The sequence below is a fragment of the Microlunatus sp. YIM B11417 genome (assembly GCF_059617205.1).
In genome coordinates this window covers 170,657-196,402 of record NZ_JCAMPJ010000003.1, presented here as the reverse complement: position 1 = coordinate 196,402, position 25,746 = coordinate 170,657, and the positions used below count along the sequence as shown (strand labels likewise).

The following is a 25,746-nucleotide window of genomic DNA, read 5'->3' as shown; positions in this document are numbered from 1 at the left end:
CAACGGCCCGGTTCGCGTCCTTCGACCCTTCCACTCCGGCGATGCGTCCCTTAAAGTCGGTCCAACCACCTTTTGTGTATCGATACAAGAAGGGTGCCGGCGCCAATGACGGGGCAGACGACGACGGAGTCAGCGAGTGGATTCTCGCTCGATGAGCGAGCACGTCCCCGTGATGCTGCGACCGGGTCCGGTGAAGCCCTCCATCCGCTCGATCAGCATGCCGAGCGCGGCCGCGACGAGGGTTTCGTTATCGGGGTCGACGGAGGTCAGGCTGGGCACGGTGTAGTTCGAGTCGGGCAGGTTGTCGAAGCCGACCACCCGTACGTCCCCGGGACAGTCGAGGCCCGCATCGGCAAGGCCGCGGAGCACGCCGTGGGCGATGCTGTCGGTGGTGCAGACCACGCCGTCGAACGGCACACCGGCCGCCGCCAGCTCGCGGATCGTGGCCGCGCCCGCCTTCTGCGGTGTGCCCTCCTCGGTCTCGACGACGAGCGCCGGGTCGATCGGCAGCCCCGCCTCGGTCAGGGCCTTCAGATAGCCCTCGGTCCGCAGCGCCACCATCCGCGTCCGGGTGGTCAGGCTGCCGCCGACCATCGCGATCCGGCGGCAGCCCTTGTCGAGCAGGTGCCGGGTGGCCAGCCGGGTGCCGTCGACGTTGGCCATCGCGACGTGATCGACCGCGGGGTCGGACATGCTCTCGCCGAGGAACACCACCGGGAAGTCGTTGCGGACGCCGTCCGGCAGCCGCTCCAGCTGGATGGCGTTGATCAACAGGCCGTCGTAGAACAACGGCGAGCGCTGCCAGGTCGCGACCTCGGCGTCCAGGTGACCGCCGGTCGCCTCGATCGCAACGTGGTAGTCGAGGACGGACGCCTGGACCGTCACCTCGCGGGCCAGGTTGGCGTTGTACGGGTGCTCGATGTGACCGACGGCGAGCCCGATGGCACCCACCCGACCGCGGCGGAGGGCCCGGGCGGCCAGGTTCGGCTGGTAGTCGAGTTCCTCGATCGCGGCCAGCACGCGGGCCCGCGTCTCGTCCCGCACCGGCCGGTTGCCGTTGATGACATGGGAGACGGTCATCGTCGAAACACCCGCCCGACGAGCAACGTCCGCCATCGCTGTCACCCGACCGACTATAAGCGAAATCCCGATCCGACCACTTGGTGACATCCACCCCCTGAGGAGAATCCTGTGTCCCCGTTGCGCGCCGTGATCAATCTCGATGTCGCAGGCCCCACCGTCAGCAGGCACCTGTACGGCCACTTCGCCGAACACCTGGGTGCCTGCATCTACGGCGGGATCTGGGTCGGCGAGAACTCGCCCATCCCGAACGTCCGAGGCATCCGTACCGACATCGTCGAGGCACTGCGAGGCATCGCGATCCCGAACCTGCGCTGGCCGGGCGGCTGCTTCGCCGACGAGTACCACTGGCGCGACGGGGTGGGTCCCCGGGAGAGCCGGCCGTCGATGGTGAACACCCACTGGGGCAACGTGGTCGAGGACAACAGCTTCGGCACCCACGAGTTCATGGACCTGTGCGCCCAGCTCGGCACCGAGCCGTACATCAGCGGCAACGTCGGGTCCGGCACCGTCCGGGAGATGGCCGAGTGGGTCGAGTACCTGACCCGCGGCGGCGAGGCACCGATGTCGAGCCTGCGCCGCGCGCACGGGCAGGCCGAGCCCTGGAAGGTGAAGTTCTGGGGCATCGGCAACGAGACCTGGGGCTGCGGCGGCAACATGCGCGGCGACTACTTCGCCGACCTCGCCCGGCAGTACTCGACCTACTGCCGCAACCACGACGGCAACGTCTTGTACAAGATCGCCTCCGGTGCCCGCAGCGACGACTACGCGTGGACCCAGTCGCTGATGCAGACCATGGGCGACTACGGCTGCGGCTGCAACCCGAAGCACTACTTCGACGCCGTCTCGTTCCACTTCTACACGGGCCTGACGAATCGCAAGCACGGCAGCGCGACCGACTTCGGCACCGATGAATACCTCGAATCCCTGGCCAACGCCTGGCGGGTCGAGAGCATGATCGAACGGCACAGCAACGTCATGGACGTGTACGACCCCGAGGGCCGGATCGGCCTGGTGCTCGACGAGTGGGGCACCTGGTGGGCCGTCGAACCGGGCACCAACCCGCGCTTCCTCTACCAGCAGAACGCTCTCCGCGACGCGCTGATCGCCGGCCTGCACTTCGACGCGTTCCACCGCAACGCCGAGCGGTTGATCATGGCCAACATCGCGCAGACCGTCAACGTCCTGCAGGCCATGCTGCTGACCTCCGACGACGTGTTGATCAAGACGCCGACCTATCACGTCTTCGAGATGAACAAAGATCATCACGACGCCGCCCGGCTGGACGTCCATCTGCTCGACGCCGTGCCGACAGCGCAGGACGGCGACGAGCGGACCGTGCCGCTGATCACCACGACGGCGACGACGAAGGACGGCCACGCCCTGATCTCGCTGACCAATCTCGACCCCACGGCCGAGCACACCGTGGTCTACGACCTGCGCGGCGGCGCCCCGGCGGAGGTCTCGGCTCGGATCCTCCATGCCGACTCCCCGCAGGCCCACAACACCCGCGAGGCCCCCGACGCCGTGGCGCCGGTCGCCTACGACGGCGTGGCCCTGTCCCAGAACACCCTCACGGTCACGATCCCGGCCCACGCGTTTGTCACGGTGCGATTCGCGACCGGCACCACCCAACCATCCGAATCGGAGGACCAACGATGATGCATCCGATGACCCGACGCGGCTTCCTGGTGGCCGCCTCAGCCGCGGCCGCGACCACCGGACTGGCCGCCTGCAACCTCGACCGGGGCGCCCCCAGTCAGGGGCCCGGCCAGGACCCCGGCGAGGAGGCTCCCCCGCCCGACGGCACGAAGGAAGTCGCCCCGGGCGTACAACGCAAGGACTGTTTGATCTTGGAGAACCCGACCGGGCGGATCACCACGCCCGACGACTTCAACCGGTGGCGCCCCGGCTTCACCGGTTCGTCGACCGGGCTGCAGCAGATCGGGCTGGACGCGCTCTGGTACATCGATCCCGACGCCGGCGTGAACGGCGTCTGGGACAACGCCTGCGCCGCCGAGAAGCCGATCTACAACGAGGATTTCACCCAGATGACCGTCAAGCTGCGCGAGGGCCTGATGTGGAGCGACGGGGTCGAGTTCACCGCCGAGGACCTCCACTACACGGTCGATCTGCACATGAACAACGACGGCTGGTCCTTCACCGGCCAGTTCCGGGGCAACGTCGCCAGCATGGAGATGCCGGACAAGTACACCGTGGTCTTCAACCTCAAGCAGTCGAACTCGCGCTTCCACGGATACTTCACGGTCCGTTGGGCGGCCTGCTGGATGATGCCCAAGCACATCTTCGAAAAGCAGTCGGACCCGCTGGCGTTCAAGTTCAATCCGCCGGTCAGCCTGAGTGCGTACAAGCTCAAGGACTTCGATCCGAACGGGAACTGGTACCTCTGGGAGAAGCGGGAGGACTGGCAGAAGACGTCGATGGGGCTGATCGGCGAGCCCGGCCCCAAGTACGCTATGTACACCGCGCCGGGACCGAGCGACAAGCGCGTGATCGCCCAGACCCAGCACAACCTCGACGTGATCCACGACCTCGCACCCGAGGGAATGATCAAGCTCGCCAAGGAGAGCAAGTCGTCGGTGGGCTGGTTCCCCAGCTTCCCGTGGGCGCATCCCGACCCCACGCTGCCGATGGTGATCTACAACAACGAGAAGCCGGGGCTCGATCGCAAGGAGGTGCGGTGGGCGCTCACCCTGGCCATCGACATCGTCCGGGTGTCCCTCGCCTCGTACCGGGGCGCGGCCACGCTGTCGGCGATCCACGTCCCGCCGACCGGGCTGTATCCCCAGTACTACTTCGATCCGCTGGAGTCGTGGCTGAACGAGTTCACCATCGACGTCGGCGGCAGCCCGTACAAGCCGTTCGACGCCGAGGCGTCCAAGCGTGCCGCGGAGGAGGCGCGGAAGACGCTCGGTGATCTTGTCCCGACCGACCCGGAACAGATCAAGACGGCGCTCGGCCGCGGCTGGTGGAAGCACGACCTGGCGGCCGCGGAGCAGCTGATGCTGGCGGCCGGGATGAAGAAGTCGGGCGACACCTGGGCGCTGCCCGACGGATCGCCGTTCAAGATCGCGTTGCTGAGCGCGGCCGAGAGCAATCCGACGATGAACCGCGCGGCGAGCATGGTGGTGGAGTCGTGGAAGGAGTTCGGCATCGACGCGAGCCACGACGCCCGCGACAACACCGGCGACCTGGTCGGCCCGGGCGACTACTCGGCCGCGGTCGGCTGGACCATCGAGACCTGGGGCGGCCATCCCGACCTGTTCTACTTCCTGAACTCGTGGCATTCGCGCTTCTACGTCCCGTCCGGGAAACGGGCCGCCGGCTCGAACACGATGCGCTGGAAGCATCCCGACCTGGATCGCATCATCACCGAGATCCAGCGCCTGGACTTCGACGACCCGAAGGGCATCGAACTGGGCCAGGAGTTCATCAAGCTCGCGGCGGCCGAGATGCCGGTCACGCCGATGATGAGCTACAACGTGTTCACCGTCTGTGACACGACGTACTTCACCGGCTATCCGACGGCCGACGATCCGTACACGAATCCGGTGCCCAACTGGGGCAACACGAAGTACATGTTCACCAGGATCAAACCGAAGAGCTGATCACCGTCACGTCAGACCCCGAGCACCGTCGCCCGAGGAGGTTGAATGCGGACTTTCCTGCTGCGCTACCTGATCCCGCGCATCGTGCAGTACCTCGTCGTGATCTTCATCGGCGTCACGGTGGCCTTCATCATCCCGAGGCTCTCGCCGACCAGTCCGGTGGAGTCGCAGATCAGCTTGATCACCAGTAGCGGCTCGTCGATCGATCCGGAGGCCATCCAGCATCTGCGCGAGTCGCTGACCGAGATGTACGGCCTCTCGGGCAGCCCGCTCCAGCAGTACTTCGCGTTCTGGGGCAGGCTGCTCCGCGGCGATCTGGGACCGTCGCTGTCCAGCTTCCCGACCCCGGTCAGCGAACTGGTCGGGCGGGCGATGCCGTGGACGTTGTCCATCGTCCTGGCCGCCACGCTGCTGTCCTGGGTGCTGGGCAACCTGTTCGGCGTGCTGGCGAGCTACTACCCGCGGAAGCGGCTGCTCGGCATCGTCGACGTCGCCAGCCAGGCGATCCGGCCGATCCCGTACTACGTGATCGCGATCATCCTGCTCGTCGTCTTCGCCTACATCCTGCCGCTCTTCCCCTTCAGCGGCGCCTACAGCGTGGGCGGCCGGCCGGGGTTCACCCCGGCCTTCATCGCCGACTACCTGTGGCACGCGGCACTGCCCGCGCTGACCCTGATCCTGGTCGGCTTCGGCGGCTGGTTCGTCGGCATGAAGGCGCTGACCAGCAACGTGATCTCCGAGGACTACGTCGTCTACGCCGAGACGGCGGGCATCGCACCGAAACGAGTGCTGCCGCACTACATCGCGCGGAACGCGATGCTGCCGCAGATCACCGGACTGGGGATGGATCTGGGCACCGTCTTCTCCGGCGCGTTGATCATGGAGGTGGTCTTCGGGTACCCGGGCGTCGGGTTGCTCAGCCTGCAGGCGGTGTTCCGCAACGACTATTCGCTGATGATGGGCATCACCCTCTATTCGATCATCGGGGTCGCGACCGCCGTCTTCGTGATCGATCTCATCTATCCGCTGCTCGATCCGCGGGTTCGGCACCAGTGAGGCGGCCATGATCAAAGTCATCCGGGATCTGCTGAAGTACGACGTCCGGTTCCGCTTCGCCTTCGCGATGATCGGGCTGATCCTGCTCATGGTGCTGGTGTCGTTCGTCTCGCCCTACTCCCCCGACAAGACCTTCGTGGTCGCCATGGACTCCGGACCCTCGCTCGAGCACCCGTTCGGGACCACGTCGCGCGGGCAGGACCTGTTCTGGTGGATGACCTTCGGGGTACGGAACTCGCTGCTGCTCGGCCTGATGACCGCGCTGATCAGCCGCGTGATCGCGATCGCCGTCGGGTTGACCGCCGGCTACCGCGGCGGCTGGCTGGACCGGGTCCTGATGTCGATCAACGACTCGTTCGTGGTGATGCCGCTGCTGCCGATCCTGATCCTGCTGGGCTTCCTGTTCAAGGGCCAGCTCAACATCTATCTGCTGGCCGTGCTGCTCGGTCTGTTCGGCTGGCCCTGGGACGCCCGGCTGATCCGGTCCCAGGTGCTCAGCCTGAAGGAACGGGCGTTCACCCGGACGGCCTCGTACAGCGGCGCACCGTCCTGGCGGATCATGATCGCCGAGCATCTGCCGTTCGTGCTGCCGATCGTGTTCGCGACGTCGATCAACAACATGCTGTGGTCGATGGGGATGGAGGTCACGCTGAGCGTGCTGGGGCTGTCCGACCTGAGCCGGCCGAGTCTCGGCACGTCGTTGTACTGGGCGAACCAGCACCAGGCGTTGGTCGCCGGCGTCTGGTGGTGGATCGGCGCGCCGGTGCTGGTGGCGATGGTGCTGTTCGTCGGCCTGTACCTGTTGATGTCCAGCGTCAACGAGTACATCGATCCCCGCACCCGTCTTCGTCTGATCGGAGCCTGACATGGAACCTCTGCTGAGAGTGACGGACCTGAAGGCGTACTACCGGACCGAGGCCTACGGCGTCTCCCGGACGGTGCGGGCGGTCGACGGTGTCTCGTTCGACCTGTACCCGAACGAGATCTACGGGCTGGCCGGCGAGTCCAGCTGCGGGAAGACGACGTTGATCAAGGTCATCTCGGGCAACCTGAAGAACCCGCTCCGTGTGGTCGGCGGCGAGGTGCGCTTCGCGGCGGACGGCATCGACCGCGACCTGACGACGATGACGAACGACGAACTGCGCAAGACGATGCGCTGGAAGCGGATTTCCTACGTCATGCAGGGCTCGATGAGCGTGCTGAACCCGGTCCGCCGGGTGCTGCGCACGTTCGCCGACATCGTGGCCACCCACCGCGGGATCGACAACCGCACGGAGTTCCGGAAGGAGATCAGCGCCCACGTGGCCCGGCTCGGACTGCCGTCGGAGGTGCTGCGGTCGTTCCCGCACCAGCTCTCGGGCGGCATGCGGCAACGGGTGGCGATCGCGCTGGCGACGATCTTCCAGCCGAACCTGATCATCGCCGACGAGCCGACGACGGCTCTCGACGTGGTGGTGCAGCGCGGCGTCCTGCAGCTGCTCAAGCAGATCCAGGCGGACAGCGGCAACACGGTCCTGCTGGTGACGCACGACATGGCGGTCCACGCCAACGTCGCCGACCGGGTCATGATCATGTACGCCGGGCGGATCATGGAGGAGGGTCCCACCGAGACGATCTTCCAGGCGCCGCGGCATCCGTACACGAAACATCTGATCGCCTCGCTGCCCAAGATCGGCGAACGGACCGCCCGCGCCTCGCTGCCGGGCAGTCCGCCGAATCTCGCCGACCCGCCCGCCGGCTGCCGCTTCCACCCCCGCTGTCCCGCGGCCATGGAGGTCTGCCGGACCGTGGTCCCGGAGACCCTCCAGCTCGAGAACCGGCACCGGGTCGCCTGCCATGCCGTCGCCGAGGAGGAGGGGCTCCCGGTACCGCGGCCCGACCTGACCCGGACGGAGGAATCCCGGTGACCGCCACGCAGGCCGACGCGCCGCTGTTCGAACTGGACCATGCCGTCGTCACGTTCCGGATCGGCTCGGTGCTGGCCGGCAGCCAGCTCGTCGCCGTCAACGACGTCTCGCTGCGACTGGCCGCCGGCAAGCCCGAGATCTTCACGCTGGCCGGTGAGAGCGGCAGTGGGAAGACGACTCTGGCCCGGGTCCTGCTCGGCGACCAGGCGCCGTCCAGCGGCGACGTGCGGTTCCTGGGCCGGCCGGTCGCGGAGGTGATCAAGACCAACGGCCAGCTGGCCTTCATGAGCGAGGTCCAGCCGGTCTTCCAGAACCCGTTCGAGACCTTCAATCCGCTGCGCCACGTCCAGGAGTACCTGTTCGACACCGCGATCAACTTCAAGATCGCGAGCAACCGCCGGCAGGCGGCTGAGCCGGTGGACGCCGCGTTGCGGACGGTCGGCCTCTCGCTGGCGGAGGTCCAGCAGCGCTACCCGCACGAGTTGTCCGGCGGGCAGTTGCAGCGGGTCTCGGTGGCCCGGGCGTTGATCCCGAACCCGAAGGTGATCGTCGCGGACGAACCGGTCTCGATGGTCGACGCGTCGCTGCGGATGGAGATCGTCAACGTCTTCAAGCGGCTGCGGGACGAGGAGGGGGTGACCGTCATCTACATCACCCACGACCTGGCCACCGCCTACTACGTATCGGACCGGATCGCGATCATGCTCCGCGGGCACGTGGTCGAGTCCGGCCCGGTGGACGAGGTCCTTGATCATCCCGCGCACCCGTACGCGCAGCTGCTCAAGGAGTCGATCCCGGAGCCCGTACCGGAGGACAAGGCCGCCTGGACCCAGCAGATCACGCTGGGTGCGACCGAGGCCCGCGAGTTCGGCCAGGCCGGCTGCAAGTTCGCCAATCGCTGCCCGCACGTGATGGACCGGTGCCGGTCGACCAACCCGCCCGACTTCCCGGTCGGCAACCGGCTCGTCAAGTGCTACCTGTACGACGGAACCGGAGCTCAGACCTGACCCCGCTGCGGAAGCCGGACCTGTCCCGGCCGACCGTGCCCTGGAACCCCGCGGCTCACCGACCGTCGATCGCGATGGCCGCGAGTTCCTGCGCCGCCAGGCCGGGATGTCGACCACTCTGCCCGGCCCCTCTGACCAGGGCGCCCTCGATCAGCAGATGCAGTTGTTCGGCCGTCCGCTCGGGGTGCGGATGATCCATCGCCTCGAGTTCGCGGACCAGGAGTCCGTGCAGCCGGCGGCGGAAGTTCTCGGTCTCGGCATGGGCCGGGTGATCGGGCTCGGCGAAGGCGAGATCGGTGGCGAAATAGCGGCAGCCCCGAAAGTTCTCGTCCGACACCAGTTCGTCCAGTCGGCCGAACAGCCCGAGCAGCCGCTCCCGCGGCTCCGTCGCCCCGGCCAGCGCCGACTCGTACCAGGCGATGTCCTCCTCGGACGCCCGCCGGAGCACCTCCGTCACCAGCCCGTCCTTGCCACCGAAGTGTTCGTACAAGGATCGCCGGGCGACGTTCGCCTCCTGGAGCACCGCGCCGATCCCGACCGAGGCACCCTGGCTGTAGAAGAGCTCCTGAGCGGCTCGGAGCAACCGCTCGCGCGGGCCAACAGCACTGTCACGCACCTTCGAACGCCTCCTCTGCTGAGAGTAGACCAATCATTCTACTGTACGCGCGCCGCGGAGTGCGTGGCCGACGACTCGCAGCGAGACATTCGGCCGCGCCGGCGCGGACCCGAGGCCCGCCGACGTGCACTACGCACCCACAACGCGACCCACGACCTTGCGCGTACCGCCGCGGCGCTCCAGGACCCGCTGCAGCAACTGGAGCAACCGCGCCCGCACGGGTCCGTCGTCTCGCCGCCCCTGCCGTGCGAGGCGCCCCTGTTCCCGTGACCTGACCAGCGCGGCGTACCGCGCCCTCGGCTCATCGCTGTCGACGTACTGATACATGATCTGCTCCTCACGCTGCGATAGACCAATCGGTCTATATTCGGAGAGTAGACCAATCGATCTACATTGGCAATCCCTCACATTTCCCGACAAGGGACACCCTTGACTCGTAGACCAATCGGTCTATATGGTCAGTAGACCGAATGATCTACTTTCGCGAGGACTCACGCGGGCCGCATCGTCGAGGCCCGCGGTCGAGTCAAGGCCCGACCGACCAGGTCCATCCACTCACCAAGGAGTTGCACCATGATCACCGAGACAGCCACCCCGCCGATCGTCGACCGGGACACCTGGCTCCGGCAGCGCGCCGAGCTCCTGGTTCGGGAGAAGGCCCATACCCGAGAGGGCGACGCGATCGCGGCCGCCCGGCGGCGCCTGCCGATGACGGAGATCGCACCGACCTACCTCGAAGGGGCGGATGGGCCCACACCGTTGATCGACATCTTCGAGGGCCGGGATCAACTGATCGTCTATCAGCACATGTTCTACCCCGGCGAACCGATCGATCGGCAGTGCGAGGGATGCACGCTGTTCACCTGGGGGCTCCAGGACGCCACGTACCTCAACACCCGCGGCATCACCTTCGCCGTCTTCGGCGACGGACCCTACGGGGAGCTGGCGCAGTTGCGCGCGTTCATGGGTCACACCTATGCCTGGTACTCCAACCACGGGATCGACGACCCCGCGCTGTCGTCCGGCGGCAGCGGACACCTGGCCTGTTACCTGCGGCGCGGGGACAGGGTCTTCCTGACCTGGGAGACGACCGATCGCGGGGTCGAGGTCATGTCGTCGTCACTGCAGTTGATCGATCTGACCGTCTACGGCCGGCAGGAGGTTTGGGAGGACTCCCCCGACGGCTGGCCGCAGGGACCGACCGGCGCCTTCTGGCGGACCGACTCCGACGGAACGCTGACCGGCTGGGGTCAGGGCGGAGAGCGGGTCGGCCGACCGGCAGCCCAGTGGTCGCGCCTCGCCACCGCCCCGCCGAGCCCGCGCACCTGCCACTGAGCAACTCGGTTCGCTGAGACCGGATACGCCGGAGGTCAGTCGGCGTCGCGGCTCAATCCGTTGACCCGCCCGCCGATCAGCCATTCGGCGACGATGATCTTGCCGGCGGGCGTCACCGCGACACCGTGCGGCGAGTTGAACCGGCCCGGCTGTACGTCGGGCCGCACGGTCAGGCCGTCGGACGACAGCGCGTTGGGCCAGCCCGCCCGCGAGACCGCTTCGTCGTCGGCTCCGATGTAGCCGACGAGTTGATCATCGAGGTCGAGCACGGCCAGGCGCGCCTCCAGCTCGGCGATGATCAGGTTCTCGCCGGCGATGGCGAACGCCGACGGTCGCCGCAGCAGCCCCTCACCGGCCATCCGGCGGAACCCGCCGTCCAGGCCGAAGACCTGGAGCCGCTGGTTCTCCCGGTCGGCGACGTAGAGTTCCGGTTCGTCCCGGCGGCGGTCGATGATCAAGCCGTGCGGGCACCTGAACTCGTTCGGCAGGGTCTGCCGATACGTGCCGTCCGGACCGTAGGCGTGGACCAGGCTGGCGCCGTAGCCGTCGCCGACCCAGACGGTGCCCGTACCGCCGTCGCCGGTGGCGTCCGCGATCACCGAGGTCGGGGCGAACCGTCCCTCGGCGTAGGCCGGGTGATCGGGTAGCGGGAGTTCGAGCACCAGCCGCCCGGTCAGGTCGAACTTCGCCACCCGACCATGATCACCGGGCGTGTGGCCGTGGTAGCTGCCCGGAGTGTCGGTCACCATCTTGCTGCCGGGATCGGCGATCCAGACGTGATCAGCGTCGGCATCGCGGGACAGCGAGATGCAGTGTCCCTCGGTCAGACCGGTGGACCAGCTGTCCAGCCGCCGGCCCTCCGCGTCGGTGATCACCACCTCGTCGCCCGACGGAGCGAAGGTCACGACCCGGCCGTCCGTCGTCACGGCCACACCGTGGTGGGCCCAGCCGTCCGCCTTCGCCGGATCCTGCGGGAAGGCCGTCCACCGGTAGTCGAGAGCCGGCTCGCTGATCGATCCCGTCACGCGCGGGCCGCCTTGATCAACCCGTGCGGATCGAGGACGAACTTCTTCGCCGCTCCTTGATCGAAATCGGCGTAGCCCTGCGGTGCGTCCTCGAGCGGGATGGGGGTGGCGTCGACGTTCTTCGCGATCTGCACCCGATCATGCAGGATCGCCATCATCAGCTGATGGTTGTACCGCATCACCGGGCACTGTCCGGTGTAGAACGCGTGCGACTTGGCCCAGCCGAGACCGAGCCGCAGGGACAGCGAGCCGACCTTGGCCGCTTCCTCCTGCGCGCCGGGATCGCCGGTGACGTAGAGCCCGGGGATGCCGAGCGAGCCGCCGGCCCGGGTGAGGTCCATCAGGGAGTTCAGCACGCTGGCCGGCTGCTCGACGGCCGACCCGTCCGGCCCGTGCCCGCGTGCCTCGAACCCGACCGCATCGACCGCGCAGTCGACCTCGGGGACGCCGAGGATCTGCTCGATCTGATCTTGCGGTTCGCCCTGGGACACGTCGACCGTCTCGCAGCCGAAGCTCTTGGCCTTGGCGAGCCGCTCCGCGTTGAGGTCGCCGACGATCACCACGGCCGCGCCGAGCAGGAACGCCGACGTCGCCGCCGCGAGCCCGACCGGGCCGGCGCCGGCGATGTAGACCGTGGAGCCGGTGGTCACCCCGGCGGAGACACAGCCGTGGTAGCCGGTCGGGAAGATGTCGGACAGCATGGTCAGGTCGAGGATCTTCTCCATCGCCTGGTCCCGGTCCGGGAACTTCAGCAGGTTCCAGTCGGCGTACGGCACCATGACGTACTCCGCCTGGCCGCCGACCCAGCCGCCCATGTCGACGTACCCGTACGCCGAACCCGGCCGGTCGGGATTCACGTTGAGGCAGATGCCGGTCTTGCCGGTCTTGCAGTTGCGGCAGCGGCCACAGGAGATGTTGAACGGCACCGAGCACAGATCGCCGACCTGGATGAATTCGACGTCCGGCCCCTTCTCGACCACCTCGCCCGTGATCTCGTGGCCCAGCACCAGACCCTCCGGCGCGGTGGTCCGGCCGCGCACCATGTGCTGGTCGCTGCCGCAGATGTTGGTCGCGACGTTCTTCAAGATCACGCCGTGCGGCACCTTCCGCCCGACGTTGGCCGGGTTGACGCCGGGCCCGTCGCGAAGCTCCAACCCCGGATAGTCGATGTTGCGGACTTCGACCTTGCCTGAACCGACATAGGTCACGGCTTTGTTGCCTACCACCAGTTCCTCCTCCGCCCGTTGCCGGCGGCCGCCGACCCTTCGGACCCTACCGGTGCTGATCAGCGATCTGAACGGCCTGCAATCGGTTTCGGACTGGTCGGGCGATGGTCGGCAGCGCGCCGAAGCGCGAACCACCACGACCCGATTCATGATCATTTGCGGCGAGCCATCGCCGGCCGCCCGAAACGTTGCGGTGTTCCTCCGAGACATGGAGCCCACGCTCTCCGCACCCACCGCACCGCACCCACTGACACCCACCGCACCGCACCCATCGCACCGCGGGGCCTGCGGGGCCTCGGGCCCCGCAAAGAAACGCGGACTTGACCAGGGAAGCAGAAGGGCCCCGCCTGCGAACAGGCGGGGCCGTAAGGTAGCCCCGACGGGATTCGAACCCGCGCTACCGCCTTGAGAGGGCGGCGTGCTAGGCCGCTACACAACGGGGCCCTAGCTGCTGATCGTCTCCGATCAGCCTGCGGAAGACTACCAAAACACTCTGCGATCCAGCGAATCGGAAGTCTCCGTCGCTGGGGTACTAGGACTCGAACCTAGACTAACTGAACCAGAATCAGTCGGGCTGCCAATTACCCCATACCCCAGTGGCCACTGCCGCGGCACGAGGATGAACTTTACTGTACGACCTCGGCCTCGCCCAAACCGGCTGGTCGGCGCGTCGTCGCGGCCACGCCCGGCGGCAGGTACTTGACCAGCGCGCAGTTCTTCTTGATCAACTCCTTGCGGACCTGGTCGCCGGTCCGGCGGTCGATGACGTTGCGCCAGATCTCGTTCATCCGGTACCACTGGCCGCGGTACGGGACGAACTCCTCGTCCACCGCGAACACCTTGTAGGAATGGACCTGCGGGCGGTCGGACCTGATCTCGCCGGCCAGGTAGCGGTCCCCCACCGACACCCGCAGTTGGTAGGTCGCCGGGGTCTCGTTGCGGAACCGGAAGTCGACGTAGTTGTAGTAGATCGCGCAGCCGACACCCCAGGGCAGCACCCGCCCGTTGTCCGGGAACGGGTCGAAGGAGTGCTCGGACCGTTCGGTCACCACCAGCGGCGTGTGCAGCACCATCCAGTGCAGCAGGTTGGCCAGTTGACAGATGCCGCCGCCGACGCCGGGCTTCGCCTCGCCGTTGTCCAGCAGCATGCCGTCGAGGTAGCCCTTCCGCTTGGAGGTCTTACCGACGGTGCGGCAGAACGAGAACTCCTGGCCGGGCTCGATGATCAGCCCGTCCATCCGCTCCACCGCGAGCCTCAGGTTGGTCACCTTGTTGTGCTGCATCCACATCTCGGACTGGCCGAGCGTCCGCAGCAGCAGTGACTTGTGCCGCTTCACCCGGACCGGCAGGTCCTCGGCCTGGCGCCGGCTCGCCCACTCGATCCCCGACGCGGCCCAGATCGCCCGGCGGCGCATCCGGTGCAGGGCCACGGCAGCCGGGAACAGCGCCGGGAACCGCTCGGTCAGCCTTGCCTTCCGTTCCCGCAGCGCCGCCGGCAGCCGGAACCCCTCCGGCAGTCCCGCTTCCTGCCGCTCCGCCACGTCCGGCGCCGCAACCGGCCCCGGCGGTGCCTGAATCCCCGCGCCGTCGCTCCCGACCTGGTCGAACTCCACCCGCATCGTCCCTCCCCGACCTCGTCACCGATCCATCCGGTACGGATACGCCGTGACGGTAGGTCTGCGTTGCATGCCGACCGCACATTTCGTTGTGGAGTTGTTGCCCAGGGGCGTTGCGCAGGCGCCCCGGGACCGCCGGTTCCACGATGCGGACGACGCATCACGCGGGCGGTGAGATGGACCTTGACCAGAACAACTAAAAGGGATTGATTTAACCAACTCGGATTTTCGGATCTCCGCAACGTTGCGCCCGAAGGGATGGTCTGCCATGGCCCAGTACGAGAATGTGCGGGACGTACTCAATTATCAGTTCGATCGCCGCGGCCTGCTCGGCCTCGGCGGTGCGGCGGCCCTCGCCGGTCTGGCCGGATGCTCCGGCGACGACGGTGGGTCGTACGGCGACGAGCCGACCGGCTCCAGCAAGCCCTCGCCGACCGGAACGGTCAAGATCGCGAAGGCGAACATCCCGACGCCACGGGAGAAGACCTTGATCGTCGGTCAGACCGAATACACGGTCTTCAACAGCTGGAACGGGTTCGTCCCCAACGGCTCCCCGTCCGGCTCCGGCTTCGACGTGTTCTGCAAGGAGTACCTCTTCTATCTCAACCTGGCCACGGGCGAGCGGATCAACTGGCTCGCGCAGGACTACAGCTACAACCCCGACTTCACCGAGCTCACGCTCAAGCTGGAGCCGCGGGCCAAGTGGAGCGACGGCGAACCGTTCACCTCGGCCGACCTGCAGTTCACGCTGCGGCTGCTGCGCGACCGCAAGGACCTGCTCGGCGGCGGCGGTGACTGGGCCGACTTCCTCAAGGACGTCGCCACGCCCGACCCGCACACCGCCGTCCTCCAACTCAAGAAGTCGAACCCGCGGATCCACTACGGCTTCATCACCACGATCCTCGGCTCCTTCGACGTCCGGCCGAAGCACATCTGGGAGAAGCAGGACCCGACCAAGTTCAAGGACAACCCGCCGATCCGGACCGGACCGTACGTCCTCGACGACGCGATCCAGAACCAGAAGATGTTCGTCTGGAAGAAGAACCCGGACTACTGGAACAAGGAGGCCCTGGATCCCAAGCCGGAGTACGTGATCTACCAGAGCACCGCGAAGCAGGCCGACGCGGCCGCGCTGGCCTTCGAGCGGGTCCAGGTGGACGTCGGCTCGGTCAACGAGGAGCACGCGAAGCAGCTCCGGGCCAAGGGCTACCCGAATCTGATCACCACCCAGTTCAACGACCCGTGCCCGCGGGCGTTCTGGCTGAACAACGATCCGTCCCGCGGACTGATCTCCGAGCCGAAGATGCACTGGGTGGTCAGCAACCTGATCGACCGCAAGAAGATCGGACTCTCGGTGTGGCCGGTCGAGACCGCTCCGGCCCAGTATCCGTGGGCCGACTACGCCAGCCTCGAGCAATGGAAGAACCCGGCGATCGCCGACAAGTACCCGCTGGTCTACGACCCGGCCAAGGCCGCGCAGTTGCTGGACGAGATCGCGCCCAAGGGTGCCGACGGCCAACGCGCCTACAAGGGCAAGCCGGCCACCATCGAGATCATCACGCCGGTCGCGGTCGACGGCGCCGAGTACGTGATCGGGACGATGCTCAAGGCCGAGTTGGACAAGCTCGGCGTGAAGACCACGATGCGCAGCCTGAGCGGTTCGGTGCACGACGAGAAGTTCCAGAAGGGCGAGTTCGACATCGCCGACAACTGGGTCTGCCACATCTCGCAGGACCCGGAACAGCTCTATCGTGATCTTGAGAGCGACCGGGCCCAGCCGATCGGCAAGAACGCGGTGGACAAGAACAAGACCCGGTTCCGCAACCCGCAGCTCGATCAGATCTCCAAGCAGCTGGCCAACATGGACCCGACCTCGCCGGAGGCGAAGCCGCTGCTGGACCAGGCGCTGGAGATCTACTACCAGAACCTGCCGGTGATCCCGATCATCCAGACGGGCTATCCGCAGTACTACAACACGACGTTCTGGAAGGGCTGGCCGACCGACGAGGACCTCTACCAGGTACCGCTGAACTGGTGGGGCCACTTCATGTTCGTGATCGGCAGGTTGGAGCCCACGGGCCAGGTCGCGCCGTGAGCGCCACGACTGCGGCTCGGGAGCGCAGTCCCGGGCCGCCTCAACCGCCTGCCCGACGCGGCCCGTTGTCGGTCCCCCGCGCCTTCCTCGCGGCCCATCCCCTGCTGGAGTACGGCATCCGCCGGTTCGGCCTCTACCTGGTCGAGCTCTGGGGATCCTTGACGATCGCGTTCTTCTTCTTCCGGCTGATCCCCGGCGACCCGGTGCAGACGTTCATCCAGACGCTGGCGCAGAACTACGTCTACAACCAGCAGGCCAGCGAGGAGGTGATCAACAAGTACCGCGAGGAGTTCGGCCTGGACGGCAATCTCTTCGTCCAGTACGTGAAGTTCCTGCAGCGGCTGATCTTCGAGCAGGACCTCGGACCGTCGTTGATCAACTATCCGACACCGGCGTTCGAGGTGGTCAGCCAGTCGCTGCCCTGGACGGTGGGCCTGCTCGGCATCTCCGCCGTGCTGGCCTTCGTGCTCGGCATCCTGGCCGGCGCGGTCGCCGGCTGGCGGCGCGGCAAGCTCGGCGCCGAGGTGGCCACCACGACGTCGATCGCGCTCGGTCACGTGCCGTTCTACTTCCTGGCGCTGATCCTGGTGTACGTCTTCTCCTATCTGTTGAACATCCTGCCGAACCGGTCGGCGTACGACTCCTCGATCCCGGTCGCCTTCTCCCCCGAGTTCATCGGCAGCCTGATCCAGCACGGGCTGCTGCCGGCCGGGTCGATCGTGATCATCGGCGTGTTCAACTGGCTGCTGTCGACCCGGATGCTGATGGTGCCGATCCTCGGCGAGGACTATCTGCACTACGCCGAGGCGAAGGGGCTGCGGCCGACCCGGATCCTGACCCGGTACGCGCTGCGCAACTGCTATCTGCCGCAGGTCACCGGCTTCGGCATCTCGCTCGGCTTCATCTTCAACGGCAACCTGCTGGTGGAGCAGCTGTTCAACTACCCGGGCCTCGGCTTCACCCTGGTCACCGCGATCAACCAGCTCGACTTCAACACGGTGCTCGCGGTGACGACGATCTCGATCTTCTTCGTGCTGACCGCGAACCTGATCCTGGATCTGCTGCTCCCGCTGCTGGATCCCCGAGTGAAGTACTGGCGGTGATGATCATGTCCTCTTCAGAAGTCGCCGACACCGGTCGGCCCGACATCGCGGGCGGCGCCCGCCGGTTCTTCGCCGCGATCGGCCGGACCATCCTCGGCAGCCCGAAGCTGCTGGCCGGCCTGATCATCATCGCGGTGCTGGTGCTGTTCGCGCTGTCCGCGCCGCTGATCGTCGGCGCGATCGGCCAGGGCGCCGACCCGATCGAGATCGCCGCCTACAAGAAGTGGCTCCGGCCGTCCGGCGCGCACCCGTTCGGCACCGACCAGTTCGGCCGGGATGTGCTGGCCATGGTCGTCAAGGGCACCGCGGTCTCGCTGCAGATCGGTGGCATCGCCGGTCTGATCTCGACCGCGGTCGGGGTGGTCGTCGCGTTCATCGCCGGCTACAAGGGCGGCTGGGTGGACAGCGTGCTGTCCACCTTCACCGGCATCCTGCTGGTGATCCCGACCTTCCCGCTGCTGATCGCCCTGTCCGCGTACACCCGGGAGGTGACGCTGTTCCAGGTCGGCCTGATGTTGTCGATCTTCGCCTGGCCGTTCGCGGCGAAGACGATCAGGTCGCAGGTGCTCAGCCTGAGATCGCGCCCGTACGTGGAGCTGGCCAAGGTCAGCAAGGCGCGCGACCTGGAGATCATCGTCAAGGAACTGCTGCCGAACCTGTTGCCGTACATCGGCGTCGGGTTCGCCAACGCCGCCCTCGGCGCGATCTTCGGCCTGATCGGTCTCGAGGTGATCGGCCTCGGCCCGTCCGGCGTGATCGACCTCGGCCACCTGATCTTCAACGCGATCAACACCGGCGCACTGACGCTGGGCGCCTGGCCGATGTTCGTGGTGCCGATCGGCCTGCTGACCCTGCTGTTCGCCGCCCTGAACTTGATCAACATCGGGTTGGAAGAGGTCTACAACCCCCGGCTGAGGAGTGTGACCGGTGCCTGATTCCACCCCAACGCGCCCCGAGCCGGTCGAAGGGCAGGACAGCATCCTCGAGGTCTCCGACCTCACCGTGGAGTACGCGACCAGCACCGGCGCCTTCACCGCAGTCCAGGGCGTCGACCTGGCGGTCCGGCGCGGCGAGATCCTCGGCATCGCCGGCGAGTCCGGCAGCGGCAAGAGTACGCTCGCACTGGCCCTGCTGCGACTGCTCAAGCCACCCGGCCGGGTCGCCGGCGGCTCGATCACGTTCCGTCCCGACGGCGGCAAGCCGGTCGATCTGATCAAGACCCAGGGCCGGCAGCTCCGTGCGCTCCGCTGGCGCAACCTCTCCTATCTCCCGCAGGGTTCGATGAACTCGCTGAACCCGGTGATGCGGATCCGGGACCAGTTCGCCGACGTGATCATCGAGCATGCGCCGAACCGGAAGGGCGAGGTCCGGGAGATGGTGCCCCGGCTGCTCCGTCAGGTGGGGCTGGAGACCCGGGTCGCCCAGATGTATCCGCACGAGTTGTCCGGTGGCATGAAGCAGCGGGTGCTGATGGCGATCTGCATCGCGCTGGAGCCGGACCTGATCATCGCCGACGAGCCGACCACCGCGCTGGACGTGACCATCCAGCGGGTGATCCTGCAGAGCCTGGCCGACCTCCGCGAGCAGTACGGGGTGACGCTGGTGGTGATCTCGCACGACATGGGCGTGCACGCCCAGCTGGTCGACCGGGTGGCCGTCATGCACCAGGGCCGGATCGTCGAGGTCGGCGACGTCTTCCAGGTGTTCGACGCGCCGAAGGACGACTACACCCGCGGCCTGATCGCCTCGATCCCCCGGATGGAAGTGCCCGAACCGTCGGCCCCGGCAGAAGGAGCGGTCCGATGACCAGTGCGCCCGCACCGGACTCCAAGATCATCCAGCTGAACCAGGTGCAGCAGCGGTTCCACGCCCGCGGCGCGGCCGGCGGCTACCTGACGGCCGTCGACGACGCCACCTTCGACCTGACCTCGGAGCCGCCGCAGGTGATCAGCCTGGTCGGCCAGAGCGGCAGCGGCAAGAGCACGATCGCCCGGAACATCCTCGGCCTGCAGAAGCCGACCGCCGGCACGATCACGTACAACGGGCAGGACATCTATCGGCTCAACCGAGCGGCGACCGAGGACTACCGGCGCAACGTCCAGCCGGTGTTCCAGGATCCGTACGCGATCTTCAACCCGTTCTACCGGGTGGACCGGGTGCTGCAGACCGCGGTCAAGAAGTTCAAACTGGCCAAGACGCCGCAGCAGGGCGCGGAGTTGATCAACGCCTCGCTGGAGGCGGTCCGGTTGGACCCGGAGCAGGTACTCGGCCGCTATCCGCACCAGTTGTCCGGTGGCCAGCGGCAGCGGATCATGCTGGCCCGGATCCACATGCTGCGGCCGGCGTTCGTGATCGCGGACGAACCGGTGTCGATGCTGGACGCCCAGGTGCGCAAGGCCTTCCTGGACATCCTGCTCGACTTCCAGGAGACCTACCGGATGACGACGCTGTTCATCACCCACGACCTGTCCACGGTGCACTACCTGGGCGGCGACGTGATGGTGATCCACCGCGGCAACATCGTCGAGCGCGGCAAGGTCAGCGAGGTGATGACCCGGCCGAAGCACTCCTACACGGCGCAACTGCTGTCCTCGGTGCCGATCCCCGACCCGAACCGGCGGTGGAAGGATCGGATCGACCTGGCCGAGGTCGAGGCCGCGGAGGAGGAAGGTGCCGCTACCGTGGCACCAGATCCGGAACAGGCCGGGCGGCTCTCCTAGGAACCGAGGATGAAGGGATGACACGATGCGGTGTCGACTTGCGGGATCACTCACCCTGGTGCTGGCCATGATCATGATCGGCACGGCCTCCGCGCTCGCCGAACCTCGGGCGACCCGGCAGGAGGCCGAGCCGAGCGACTGGATCGGCACGGCCGCGATCGAGGCCGCGGAGCGGTACGGCACCGCGGCCGACGGTGATCTCTGGCCGTCCTGCTGGGCCGACGACGACAACCTCTACTCGGCCTGGGGCGACGGTCGCGGCTTCGAACTGGACGGCGAGTTCTTCGACATCGGCGTCGCCCGGCTGACCGGTCCCGCGGAGAAGCTGGCCGGCAGCAACCTGGCGGTCGGCGACGAGGTGGGCCGGGTCTGGACCACCGGCGGGTACAGCCGCAAGCCGACCGGCATGGTCTGTGTCGGCAACACCCTCCACCTCGCGGTGCAGGACCTCTCGCACAACTTCGACGACGCACCGGCCGCGACGATCGCCACCTCGGACGACGGCGGCAGGACCTGGACCTGGGACCGGTCCGGCCCGATGTTCGATGATCATGTCTTCACGACGATCTGGTTCGCCGACTACGGCAAGGGCGGGGCCTGGGCGCCGGACGGCTACGTCTACGCGTACGGTCTGGACGGCAACTGGCGCGACTCGTACCGCGACACCGTGCCGGACCCGACCGACCTGTTCCTGGCCCGGGTGCCGGCCGCGCAGGTGGCCGACCGGTCCGCCTGGGAGTTCTTCTCCGGCACGCCGGAGGCACCCGCCTGGTCGGCCGCGATCGATGATCGGAAACCGGTGCTGACCGACGAGCGCCGGGTCTACCAGCGGATGTTCGATCAAGGACTCCGCAATGATCTTTCGGTGCTGTCCCAAGGCCATGTGCTGTACGACAAGCCGCTGGACCGCTACCTCTACTCCAGTTGGTCCGAGTACGCCCACCACCTCTACGAGGCACCGCAACCGTGGGGTCCGTGGCGGCGGCTGGCCGACCGTGACTACACCGCGCTGAACCTCACTCCGGACGTCTTCGGCGGCTACGGGACGACGCTGCCGTCGAAGTTCCTGTCCGCGGACGGCCGTTCGATGCTGCTGCAGTCCAACGTCTGCTGCGGCCTGCCGAACCCGAGCGTCTCGTACCACTACTCGCTGCGGCGGGTCGAGCTGGTTCCCTTGCGGGACGGGCCGGCGGACAATCCGGTCGCCGATGTTGATCTTGGTCGACGCGACGATGCGGTACCGGTGTCGAAGTCGTCCCGGCAGCCCGACCTGGAAGCACTGCGGGACGGCGCGGCCGACACCCAGGTCGATGACCGCGACGGCGAGGTGAAGGACCAGGGCTGGTGGGGCTACACCTGGCCGGAGCAGGTCGACCTGAACCGGGTGGACTTCACCACCGGCCGGGCCGGCCGGGACGGCGGCTGGTTCGTCTCGGCGCCGAAGGTGCAGGTCCGGGTGGACGGCCGCTGGGTCGACGTCCGCGGCCAGTTGATCACGCCAGCGTTCGTGCCCGGCCGGGCCGGAGCCCGCAAGGAGTACGCGGTACGGTTCCCGACCGTGACCGCCACCGGCGTCCGGGTGATCGGGCCGGCCGGCGGTGATCAGCGCTACACATCGCTGGCCGAGCTGTCCGCGTCGCACCGACAGCAACTGATCGACGGCGGCTTCGAGCAGTCCTCCGACTACGGTCCGGTCTGGGGCTTCGACGGCAAGGCCGGGCACGGCTTCGACGGCGGCGGCAACCTGTCCCATGCGGGCGAGAAGAACGCCTGGGTCCGGACCTCCGAGACGCTCGGCCCGCAGTACGTGACGCAGCGGGTCAGTGTCGTCCCGGGCAGCCGGATCGAGCTGTCCGGCTGGTTCCGTACCTCGTCGGTGGTCGAGCGGGTCATGATCGGTGCCCGCTGGGACGGCGGCGAGTCGATCAAGGAGATCGCGCCCACGACGCCGGACAGCTACACCCGGCAGGCGACGGTGATCGACGTCCCGGACGACGTCGACACGATCACCGTGCTGCTCGGGTACGGTGCCGACGGCGGCGACGCGATCCTGCAGCTCGACGACGTCGCTCTCCGTGCGGTCGAGGACTAGTCAGCGGCGGAGCCGGGTGATCCAGTATTCGGCGGCGCCCGGCTCCGGCACGCCGAAGCGGGCGTTGACCGCCCAGAGCGCGCCGCCGGCCAGGGTCGCGGTGGACGGCACGTCGAGCGTGTCGGCGGTGCGCGCACCGCGCCACCGGGCGGTCCAACCGGCGCGATCATGATCAAGGGTCAGCACCGAGACCTCGGCCTGGCCTGAGCCGCGGACCACGTAGATCGTCCGGCCCTCGATCAGCAGTCCGTCACCGCCGGTGATCCCGGGACCGCCGCTCACCGGAACGCTCCTGGTGTCACCGGTGCGCTGGTCGACCTGCCACAGCCCGCCGGCAGCGGAGTTGTTCAGCAGCAGCATGCCGTCGGGCAGCTCGCGGATGCCGTTCGCGTTGACCGCGGTGCCGTCGCCGGCCGGCCAGGCCCCGCCGAGCGGCACGAACTCGGGTGCCTGGTCGGTCGGCCGGCCGCGACGCAGGTTGATCCTGGTCAGCCGGTCGGGTGCGAGCCGTGAGTCGGTGACCCAGACCGCGGACCGGGTGATCACGAGGTCATTCAGGAAGACGGCGCCCGGCACCGGAACGGCCTTGACGACCGCTCCGGTCCACGCGTGGATGGCCCAGACCCAGCCGGCCGTCCCGATCTGGCCGGCGATCCAGAGCAGTCCGGTCCGGTGATCGAACATCATTCCGCGGATGGCCCGGCCCGCTTCGCCGGGCCAGAGCGGTTCCAGGCCTGCCTGGCGCACGTCGCCGGCCCTCACCGCGCCGTCGGCCAGCGACCCGGCGTAGACGCGGGTGCCGGGGCCGGACGCGATGCCCTCGGGCCGGAACCCGTTCGGCAACGGGACCGTGTCCGGCAACCGGAACGGATGATCTTGAGGCGCCGGATGCCACCGCCCGGCTGCCGTCGCTTGCGTACCGATCCCCGCAGCCAGTGCGAATCCGCCGGCTCCGATCAACAGTGACCGGCGCGGCGTGAGTCTGGCTTCCATGATCACACTGTACGGCTGGTCGCGCGCCCCGGGGCACCTTTCCGAGATCGGTTCCCGCGGAGTTCACCCGATGTGACCCGAGACCGCGGCCAGTCCGCCGTCGGCGGACAGCATCGTCCCGGTGATGTACGAGGCGTCGTCGCTGGCCAGGAACACGATCGGGTGCGCGATCTCGACCGGCCGGGCCTGCCGGCGCAGGATGCCCGGGCCGCCCTGATGCGGCTCCAGCCGGCTGAGGTCGATCTCCTTGCCCTCGGCCCGGAGCCGGTTCTTGTGGAAGTCGGTCAGGGTCGGGCCCGGCAGCACGGCGTTGATCCGGATTCCGGCCTCGGCATGATCACAGGCCATCGCCCGGGTCAGCCCGAGCACGCCGGCCTTGGTGGCGTCGTACTGCGCCATCCCCGTCCTGCCGACGATGCCGTTGGCCGAGGACACGTTGACGATCGCGGCGCCGGGCGGCATCAGCGGGATCAGGTGCTTGCCGGTCAGCCCGACGCTGATCAGGTTCGCCGCGACGATCTGCTGCCAGGACTCGACGGTCGCCTCGGTGACCGGGCCCCAGAGCCGGGCCGCGGCGTTGTTGATCAAGACGTCGACCCGGCCGAACTCGGCGCGGCACCGACCGGCCAGCGCCCGTACGTCCTCCTCGTCGGCGACGTCGACCCGGACCGCGACGGTCCGCGGCGCCCCGAGCTCGAGCAGTGCGGCGGCAGTCTCGTCGGCCAGGCTCTGGTCCAGGTCGGCGACGACGACGGAACCGCCCTCGGCAGCGATCAGCTCGGCGGCGGCCCGTCCGATGCCCGCGGCTCCGCCGGTGACGACGACGACCTTGTCGGTGAACCTCATGATCATGATCCCTTCGACGGCGTACTCCAGGATCGCAAACACGGTATCGGTGTCAAGATCGCGTTCCGGCCGGCCGAACCGAAGATTTTTCCGATCCGCTGACAACCGATCGGGTACCGCCGGTGTATGGAACGGTGAGGGGATCGGAGCGAGCACGGGAGGGCGATGAACGGGCGGGACGCGGAGTTCACCGAGTTCGTCGCCGCGCACCGGACCAGGTGCCGGCGCGCGGCGTATCTGATGTGCGGTGACTGGGGTCTCGCCGAGGACATCGTCCAGCAGGCCCTGATCAAGCTCTACCTGGCCTGGCCGCGGGTCCGGGCCGAGGGCGCCGACGGCTACCTCCGCCGGATCGTCGGCCGGACCGCGATCAATGAATGGCGGAGCGCGTCCCGGCGGCGGACCGTGTCCGACGAGGGGATGCTCGAACTGGTGGACGAGTCGGCCCCGCTGGCGTACGAGGAGCGTTCGGCGCTGCTCGACGCGCTGCAGCAGCTGCCGCCCCGGCAACGCCGGATCGTTGTGCTCCGGCACTGCTGGGGCTGCTCGGTCGCCGAGGTGGCGAAGGACCTGCGCATCTCCACCGGGACCGTGAAGAGCCAGACCGCGCGAGCCCTCGTACGCCTCAACACGATCTTGTCGGAACCACAACACCCAGCGCCGGCGGCTCCCGTCGGCACCGGAAGGAACGGACGACCATGAGCCTGCACCATGATCAACAGGAGACGATCGACTTCGCCGCCTGCTACGCCGGCGAGCCGCCGCCGGGACCGGTCGCCGATGATCTTGCCCGGGGACGAGCCGCCCGCCAGCGCCGCCGCCGGACCGCCGGGGCCGCCGCCGGCGGTGCCGCCGCCCTCGCCCTCTCCGCGCTCCTGATCGGCACCCTGCAGAGCGCCGGCACGATCAGCCAGCCGGCCGACCAGCCCAAGCCGCCCGTGGCGACGGCCGGTAAGGACCATGATCAGGAGCGGCTCGACTGCGCCGGCAAACCCGATCCGAAGCAGTGCGAGGAGCTTGCCCGGCGCACCGAGGCGGAGCGGAAGGCCGAGGAGCAGAAGCGAGCCAAGGAGCTCGAGGCCGAGAAGGGTCGGGCCGGCGAGAGCAAGGCCGCCGAAGAGGCCGAGCGGGCGAAACGGCAGCAGCACGAGGAGAAGCGCGCTGCCGAGGAGGCCGCGAAGCAAGAGGCGGCCAAGCGGGAGGCCGAGCAGTCCTTCAAGGAGGAAGCCGCCAAACGCGAGGCCGAGGCCGCCGAGAAGGAGGCGGAGGGTGCTGCCAAGCAAGAGGCCGCCAAACGCGCCGCCGAGGAGAAGGCGAAGGCCGAGGCGGGCAACTGAGGAACCGACGGGCCGTTTCAGCGGTCACGCGCACCTGAACGGCTCCAGCAAAGCCCAGCCTCG

General features: G+C 67.9%; 22 protein-coding genes and 2 tRNA genes. 15 read left to right on the top strand and 9 right to left on the bottom strand.

Annotation, left to right across the window (positions count from 1 at the left end; genetic code table 11):
- Positions 1-129: 129 nt before the first annotated feature.
- Positions 130-1,116, bottom strand: a complete 987-nt coding sequence (locus AC6CCG_RS16060) for a LacI family DNA-binding transcriptional regulator (RefSeq protein WP_496655592.1) — start codon at positions 1,114-1,116, stop codon at positions 130-132.
- A gap of 75 nt (positions 1,117-1,191) precedes the next feature.
- On the opposite strand from AC6CCG_RS16060, the gene AC6CCG_RS16055 reads away from it, so the two are divergent.
- Genes AC6CCG_RS16055 through AC6CCG_RS16030 form a run of 6 tightly spaced genes read left to right on the top strand, consistent with a single transcriptional unit; the run spans position 1,192 to position 8,679 of the window.
- Positions 1,192-2,742 (top strand): alpha-N-arabinofuranosidase, encoded by a 1,551-nt coding sequence (locus AC6CCG_RS16055; protein ID WP_496655591.1) that lies wholly within the window; start codon positions 1,192-1,194, stop codon positions 2,740-2,742.
- On the top strand, positions 2,739-4,709 hold the full coding sequence (locus tag AC6CCG_RS16050; protein ID WP_496655589.1) for an ABC transporter substrate-binding protein: 1,971 nt from the start codon (positions 2,739-2,741) through the stop codon (positions 4,707-4,709). Before AC6CCG_RS16055 ends, AC6CCG_RS16050 begins: the two co-directional genes overlap by 4 nt.
- Before the next feature lie 45 nt (positions 4,710-4,754).
- On the top strand, positions 4,755-5,765 hold the full coding sequence (locus AC6CCG_RS16045; protein ID WP_496655587.1) for an ABC transporter permease: 1,011 nt from the start codon (positions 4,755-4,757) through the stop codon (positions 5,763-5,765).
- A gap of 7 nt (positions 5,766-5,772) precedes the next feature.
- On the top strand, positions 5,773-6,630 hold the full coding sequence (locus AC6CCG_RS16040) for an ABC transporter permease (protein ID WP_496655585.1): 858 nt from the start codon (positions 5,773-5,775) through the stop codon (positions 6,628-6,630).
- Position 6,631: 1 nt separating this feature from the next.
- Complete coding sequence (locus tag AC6CCG_RS16035) at positions 6,632-7,672, top strand: ABC transporter ATP-binding protein (protein ID WP_496655583.1); 1,041 nt, start codon at positions 6,632-6,634, stop codon at positions 7,670-7,672.
- Entirely contained in the window at positions 7,669-8,679 is a 1,011-nt protein-coding gene (locus tag AC6CCG_RS16030) for an ABC transporter ATP-binding protein (protein ID WP_496655581.1), read from the top strand. Before AC6CCG_RS16035 ends, AC6CCG_RS16030 begins: the two co-directional genes overlap by 4 nt.
- Before the next feature lie 55 nt (positions 8,680-8,734).
- Here AC6CCG_RS16030 and AC6CCG_RS16025 read toward each other — a convergent pair whose 3' ends face one another.
- Positions 8,735-9,295, bottom strand: coding sequence for a TetR/AcrR family transcriptional regulator (locus AC6CCG_RS16025; protein WP_496655579.1), 561 nt, complete (start codon positions 9,293-9,295; stop codon positions 8,735-8,737).
- A gap of 573 nt (positions 9,296-9,868) precedes the next feature.
- Here AC6CCG_RS16025 and AC6CCG_RS16020 point away from each other — a divergent pair.
- On the top strand, positions 9,869-10,630 hold the full coding sequence (locus AC6CCG_RS16020; RefSeq protein ID WP_496655578.1) for a DUF899 family protein: 762 nt from the start codon (positions 9,869-9,871) through the stop codon (positions 10,628-10,630).
- 35 nt (positions 10,631-10,665) lie between these two features.
- Here AC6CCG_RS16020 and AC6CCG_RS16015 read toward each other — a convergent pair whose 3' ends face one another.
- The 5 genes from AC6CCG_RS16015 to AC6CCG_RS15995 form a co-directional block, all read right to left on the bottom strand.
- Entirely contained in the window at positions 10,666-11,655 is a 990-nt protein-coding gene (locus tag AC6CCG_RS16015) for an NHL repeat-containing protein (protein WP_496655576.1), read from the bottom strand.
- Positions 11,652-12,881, bottom strand: coding sequence for a formaldehyde dehydrogenase, glutathione-independent (fdhA, locus tag AC6CCG_RS16010; RefSeq protein ID WP_496655574.1), 1,230 nt, complete (start codon positions 12,879-12,881; stop codon positions 11,652-11,654). Before fdhA ends, AC6CCG_RS16015 begins: the two co-directional genes overlap by 4 nt.
- Before the next feature lie 371 nt (positions 12,882-13,252).
- Positions 13,253-13,325: transfer RNA gene (locus tag AC6CCG_RS16005), tRNA-Glu, on the bottom strand.
- Between the two features lie 80 nt (positions 13,326-13,405).
- Positions 13,406-13,477: transfer RNA gene (locus AC6CCG_RS16000), tRNA-Gln, on the bottom strand.
- 30 nt (positions 13,478-13,507) lie between these two features.
- Entirely contained in the window at positions 13,508-14,500 is a 993-nt protein-coding gene (locus AC6CCG_RS15995; RefSeq protein WP_496655572.1) for a VanW family protein, read from the bottom strand.
- Positions 14,501-14,765: 265 nt separating this feature from the next.
- Here AC6CCG_RS15995 and AC6CCG_RS15990 point away from each other — a divergent pair, with 265 nt between their 5' ends.
- The 6 genes from AC6CCG_RS15990 (at position 14,766) to AC6CCG_RS15965 (ending at position 22,507) form a co-directional block, all read left to right on the top strand.
- Positions 14,766-16,592, top strand: coding sequence for an ABC transporter substrate-binding protein (locus AC6CCG_RS15990; RefSeq protein WP_496655570.1), 1,827 nt, complete (start codon positions 14,766-14,768; stop codon positions 16,590-16,592).
- Between the two features lie 65 nt (positions 16,593-16,657).
- Entirely contained in the window at positions 16,658-17,695 is a 1,038-nt protein-coding gene (locus AC6CCG_RS15985) for an ABC transporter permease (protein ID WP_496655569.1), read from the top strand.
- A gap of 5 nt (positions 17,696-17,700) precedes the next feature.
- Complete coding sequence (locus AC6CCG_RS15980) at positions 17,701-18,630, top strand: ABC transporter permease (RefSeq protein WP_496655568.1); 930 nt, start codon at positions 17,701-17,703, stop codon at positions 18,628-18,630.
- Positions 18,623-19,501: an ABC transporter ATP-binding protein gene (locus AC6CCG_RS15975; protein WP_496655567.1), complete on the top strand. Its 879-nt coding sequence runs from the start codon at positions 18,623-18,625 to the stop codon at positions 19,499-19,501. Before AC6CCG_RS15980 ends, AC6CCG_RS15975 begins: the two co-directional genes overlap by 8 nt.
- On the top strand, positions 19,498-20,415 hold the full coding sequence (locus AC6CCG_RS15970; RefSeq protein ID WP_496655566.1) for an ABC transporter ATP-binding protein: 918 nt from the start codon (positions 19,498-19,500) through the stop codon (positions 20,413-20,415). The genes AC6CCG_RS15975 and AC6CCG_RS15970 overlap by 4 nt, the downstream gene beginning before the upstream one ends.
- Before the next feature lie 25 nt (positions 20,416-20,440).
- Positions 20,441-22,507: a DUF4185 domain-containing protein gene (locus tag AC6CCG_RS15965; RefSeq protein WP_496655564.1), complete on the top strand. Its 2,067-nt coding sequence runs from the start codon at positions 20,441-20,443 to the stop codon at positions 22,505-22,507.
- Here the strand turns inward: AC6CCG_RS15965 and AC6CCG_RS15960 are convergent, their stop codons facing one another.
- Positions 22,508-23,500: a hypothetical protein gene (locus AC6CCG_RS15960; protein ID WP_496655563.1), complete on the bottom strand. Its 993-nt coding sequence runs from the start codon at positions 23,498-23,500 to the stop codon at positions 22,508-22,510.
- A 63-nt stretch (positions 23,501-23,563) separates the two neighbouring features.
- Positions 23,564-24,388, bottom strand: coding sequence for an SDR family NAD(P)-dependent oxidoreductase (locus AC6CCG_RS15955; protein ID WP_496655562.1), 825 nt, complete (start codon positions 24,386-24,388; stop codon positions 23,564-23,566).
- A gap of 123 nt (positions 24,389-24,511) precedes the next feature.
- Between AC6CCG_RS15955 and AC6CCG_RS15950 the strand changes: the two genes are divergently transcribed.
- The gene (locus AC6CCG_RS15950; RefSeq protein WP_496655561.1) at positions 24,512-25,048 is read left to right on the top strand and encodes an RNA polymerase sigma factor; all 537 of its coding nucleotides are present in this window, start codon (positions 24,512-24,514) and stop codon (positions 25,046-25,048) included.
- Positions 25,045-25,683 carry a hypothetical protein gene (locus AC6CCG_RS15945; protein ID WP_496655560.1) on the top strand — a complete coding sequence of 213 codons (639 nt, stop codon included), beginning with the start codon at positions 25,045-25,047 and terminating at the stop codon, positions 25,681-25,683. The genes AC6CCG_RS15950 and AC6CCG_RS15945 overlap by 4 nt, the downstream gene beginning before the upstream one ends.
- Positions 25,684-25,746: the final 63 nt, after the last annotated feature.

What these genes read in the sequence shown, in the direction of transcription:
- AC6CCG_RS16060 (WP_496655592.1), bottom strand. Translation starts at nt 1,116, where the DNA reads ATGGCGGACGTTGCTCGTCGGGCGGGTGTTTCGACGATGACCGTCTCC.
- AC6CCG_RS16050 (WP_496655589.1), top strand. Translation starts at nt 2,739, where the DNA reads ATGATGCATCCGATGACCCGACGCGGCTTCCTGGTGGCCGCCTCAGCC.
- AC6CCG_RS16045 (WP_496655587.1), top strand. Translation starts at nt 4,755, where the DNA reads ATGCGGACTTTCCTGCTGCGCTACCTGATCCCGCGCATCGTGCAGTAC.
- AC6CCG_RS16040 (WP_496655585.1), top strand. Translation starts at nt 5,773, where the DNA reads ATGATCAAAGTCATCCGGGATCTGCTGAAGTACGACGTCCGGTTCCGC.
- AC6CCG_RS16035 (WP_496655583.1), top strand. Translation starts at nt 6,632, where the DNA reads ATGGAACCTCTGCTGAGAGTGACGGACCTGAAGGCGTACTACCGGACC.
- AC6CCG_RS16020 (WP_496655578.1), top strand. Translation starts at nt 9,869, where the DNA reads ATGATCACCGAGACAGCCACCCCGCCGATCGTCGACCGGGACACCTGG.
- AC6CCG_RS15995 (WP_496655572.1), bottom strand. Translation starts at nt 14,500, where the DNA reads ATGCGGGTGGAGTTCGACCAGGTCGGGAGCGACGGCGCGGGGATTCAG.
- AC6CCG_RS15990 (WP_496655570.1), top strand. Translation starts at nt 14,766, where the DNA reads ATGGCCCAGTACGAGAATGTGCGGGACGTACTCAATTATCAGTTCGAT.
- AC6CCG_RS15980 (WP_496655568.1), top strand. Translation starts at nt 17,701, where the DNA reads ATGTCCTCTTCAGAAGTCGCCGACACCGGTCGGCCCGACATCGCGGGC.
- AC6CCG_RS15970 (WP_496655566.1), top strand. Translation starts at nt 19,498, where the DNA reads ATGACCAGTGCGCCCGCACCGGACTCCAAGATCATCCAGCTGAACCAG.
- AC6CCG_RS15965 (WP_496655564.1), top strand. Translation starts at nt 20,441, where the DNA reads ATGCGGTGTCGACTTGCGGGATCACTCACCCTGGTGCTGGCCATGATC.
- AC6CCG_RS15960 (WP_496655563.1), bottom strand. Translation starts at nt 23,500, where the DNA reads ATGGAAGCCAGACTCACGCCGCGCCGGTCACTGTTGATCGGAGCCGGC.
- AC6CCG_RS15950 (WP_496655561.1), top strand. Translation starts at nt 24,512, where the DNA reads ATGAACGGGCGGGACGCGGAGTTCACCGAGTTCGTCGCCGCGCACCGG.
- AC6CCG_RS15945 (WP_496655560.1), top strand. Translation starts at nt 25,045, where the DNA reads ATGAGCCTGCACCATGATCAACAGGAGACGATCGACTTCGCCGCCTGC.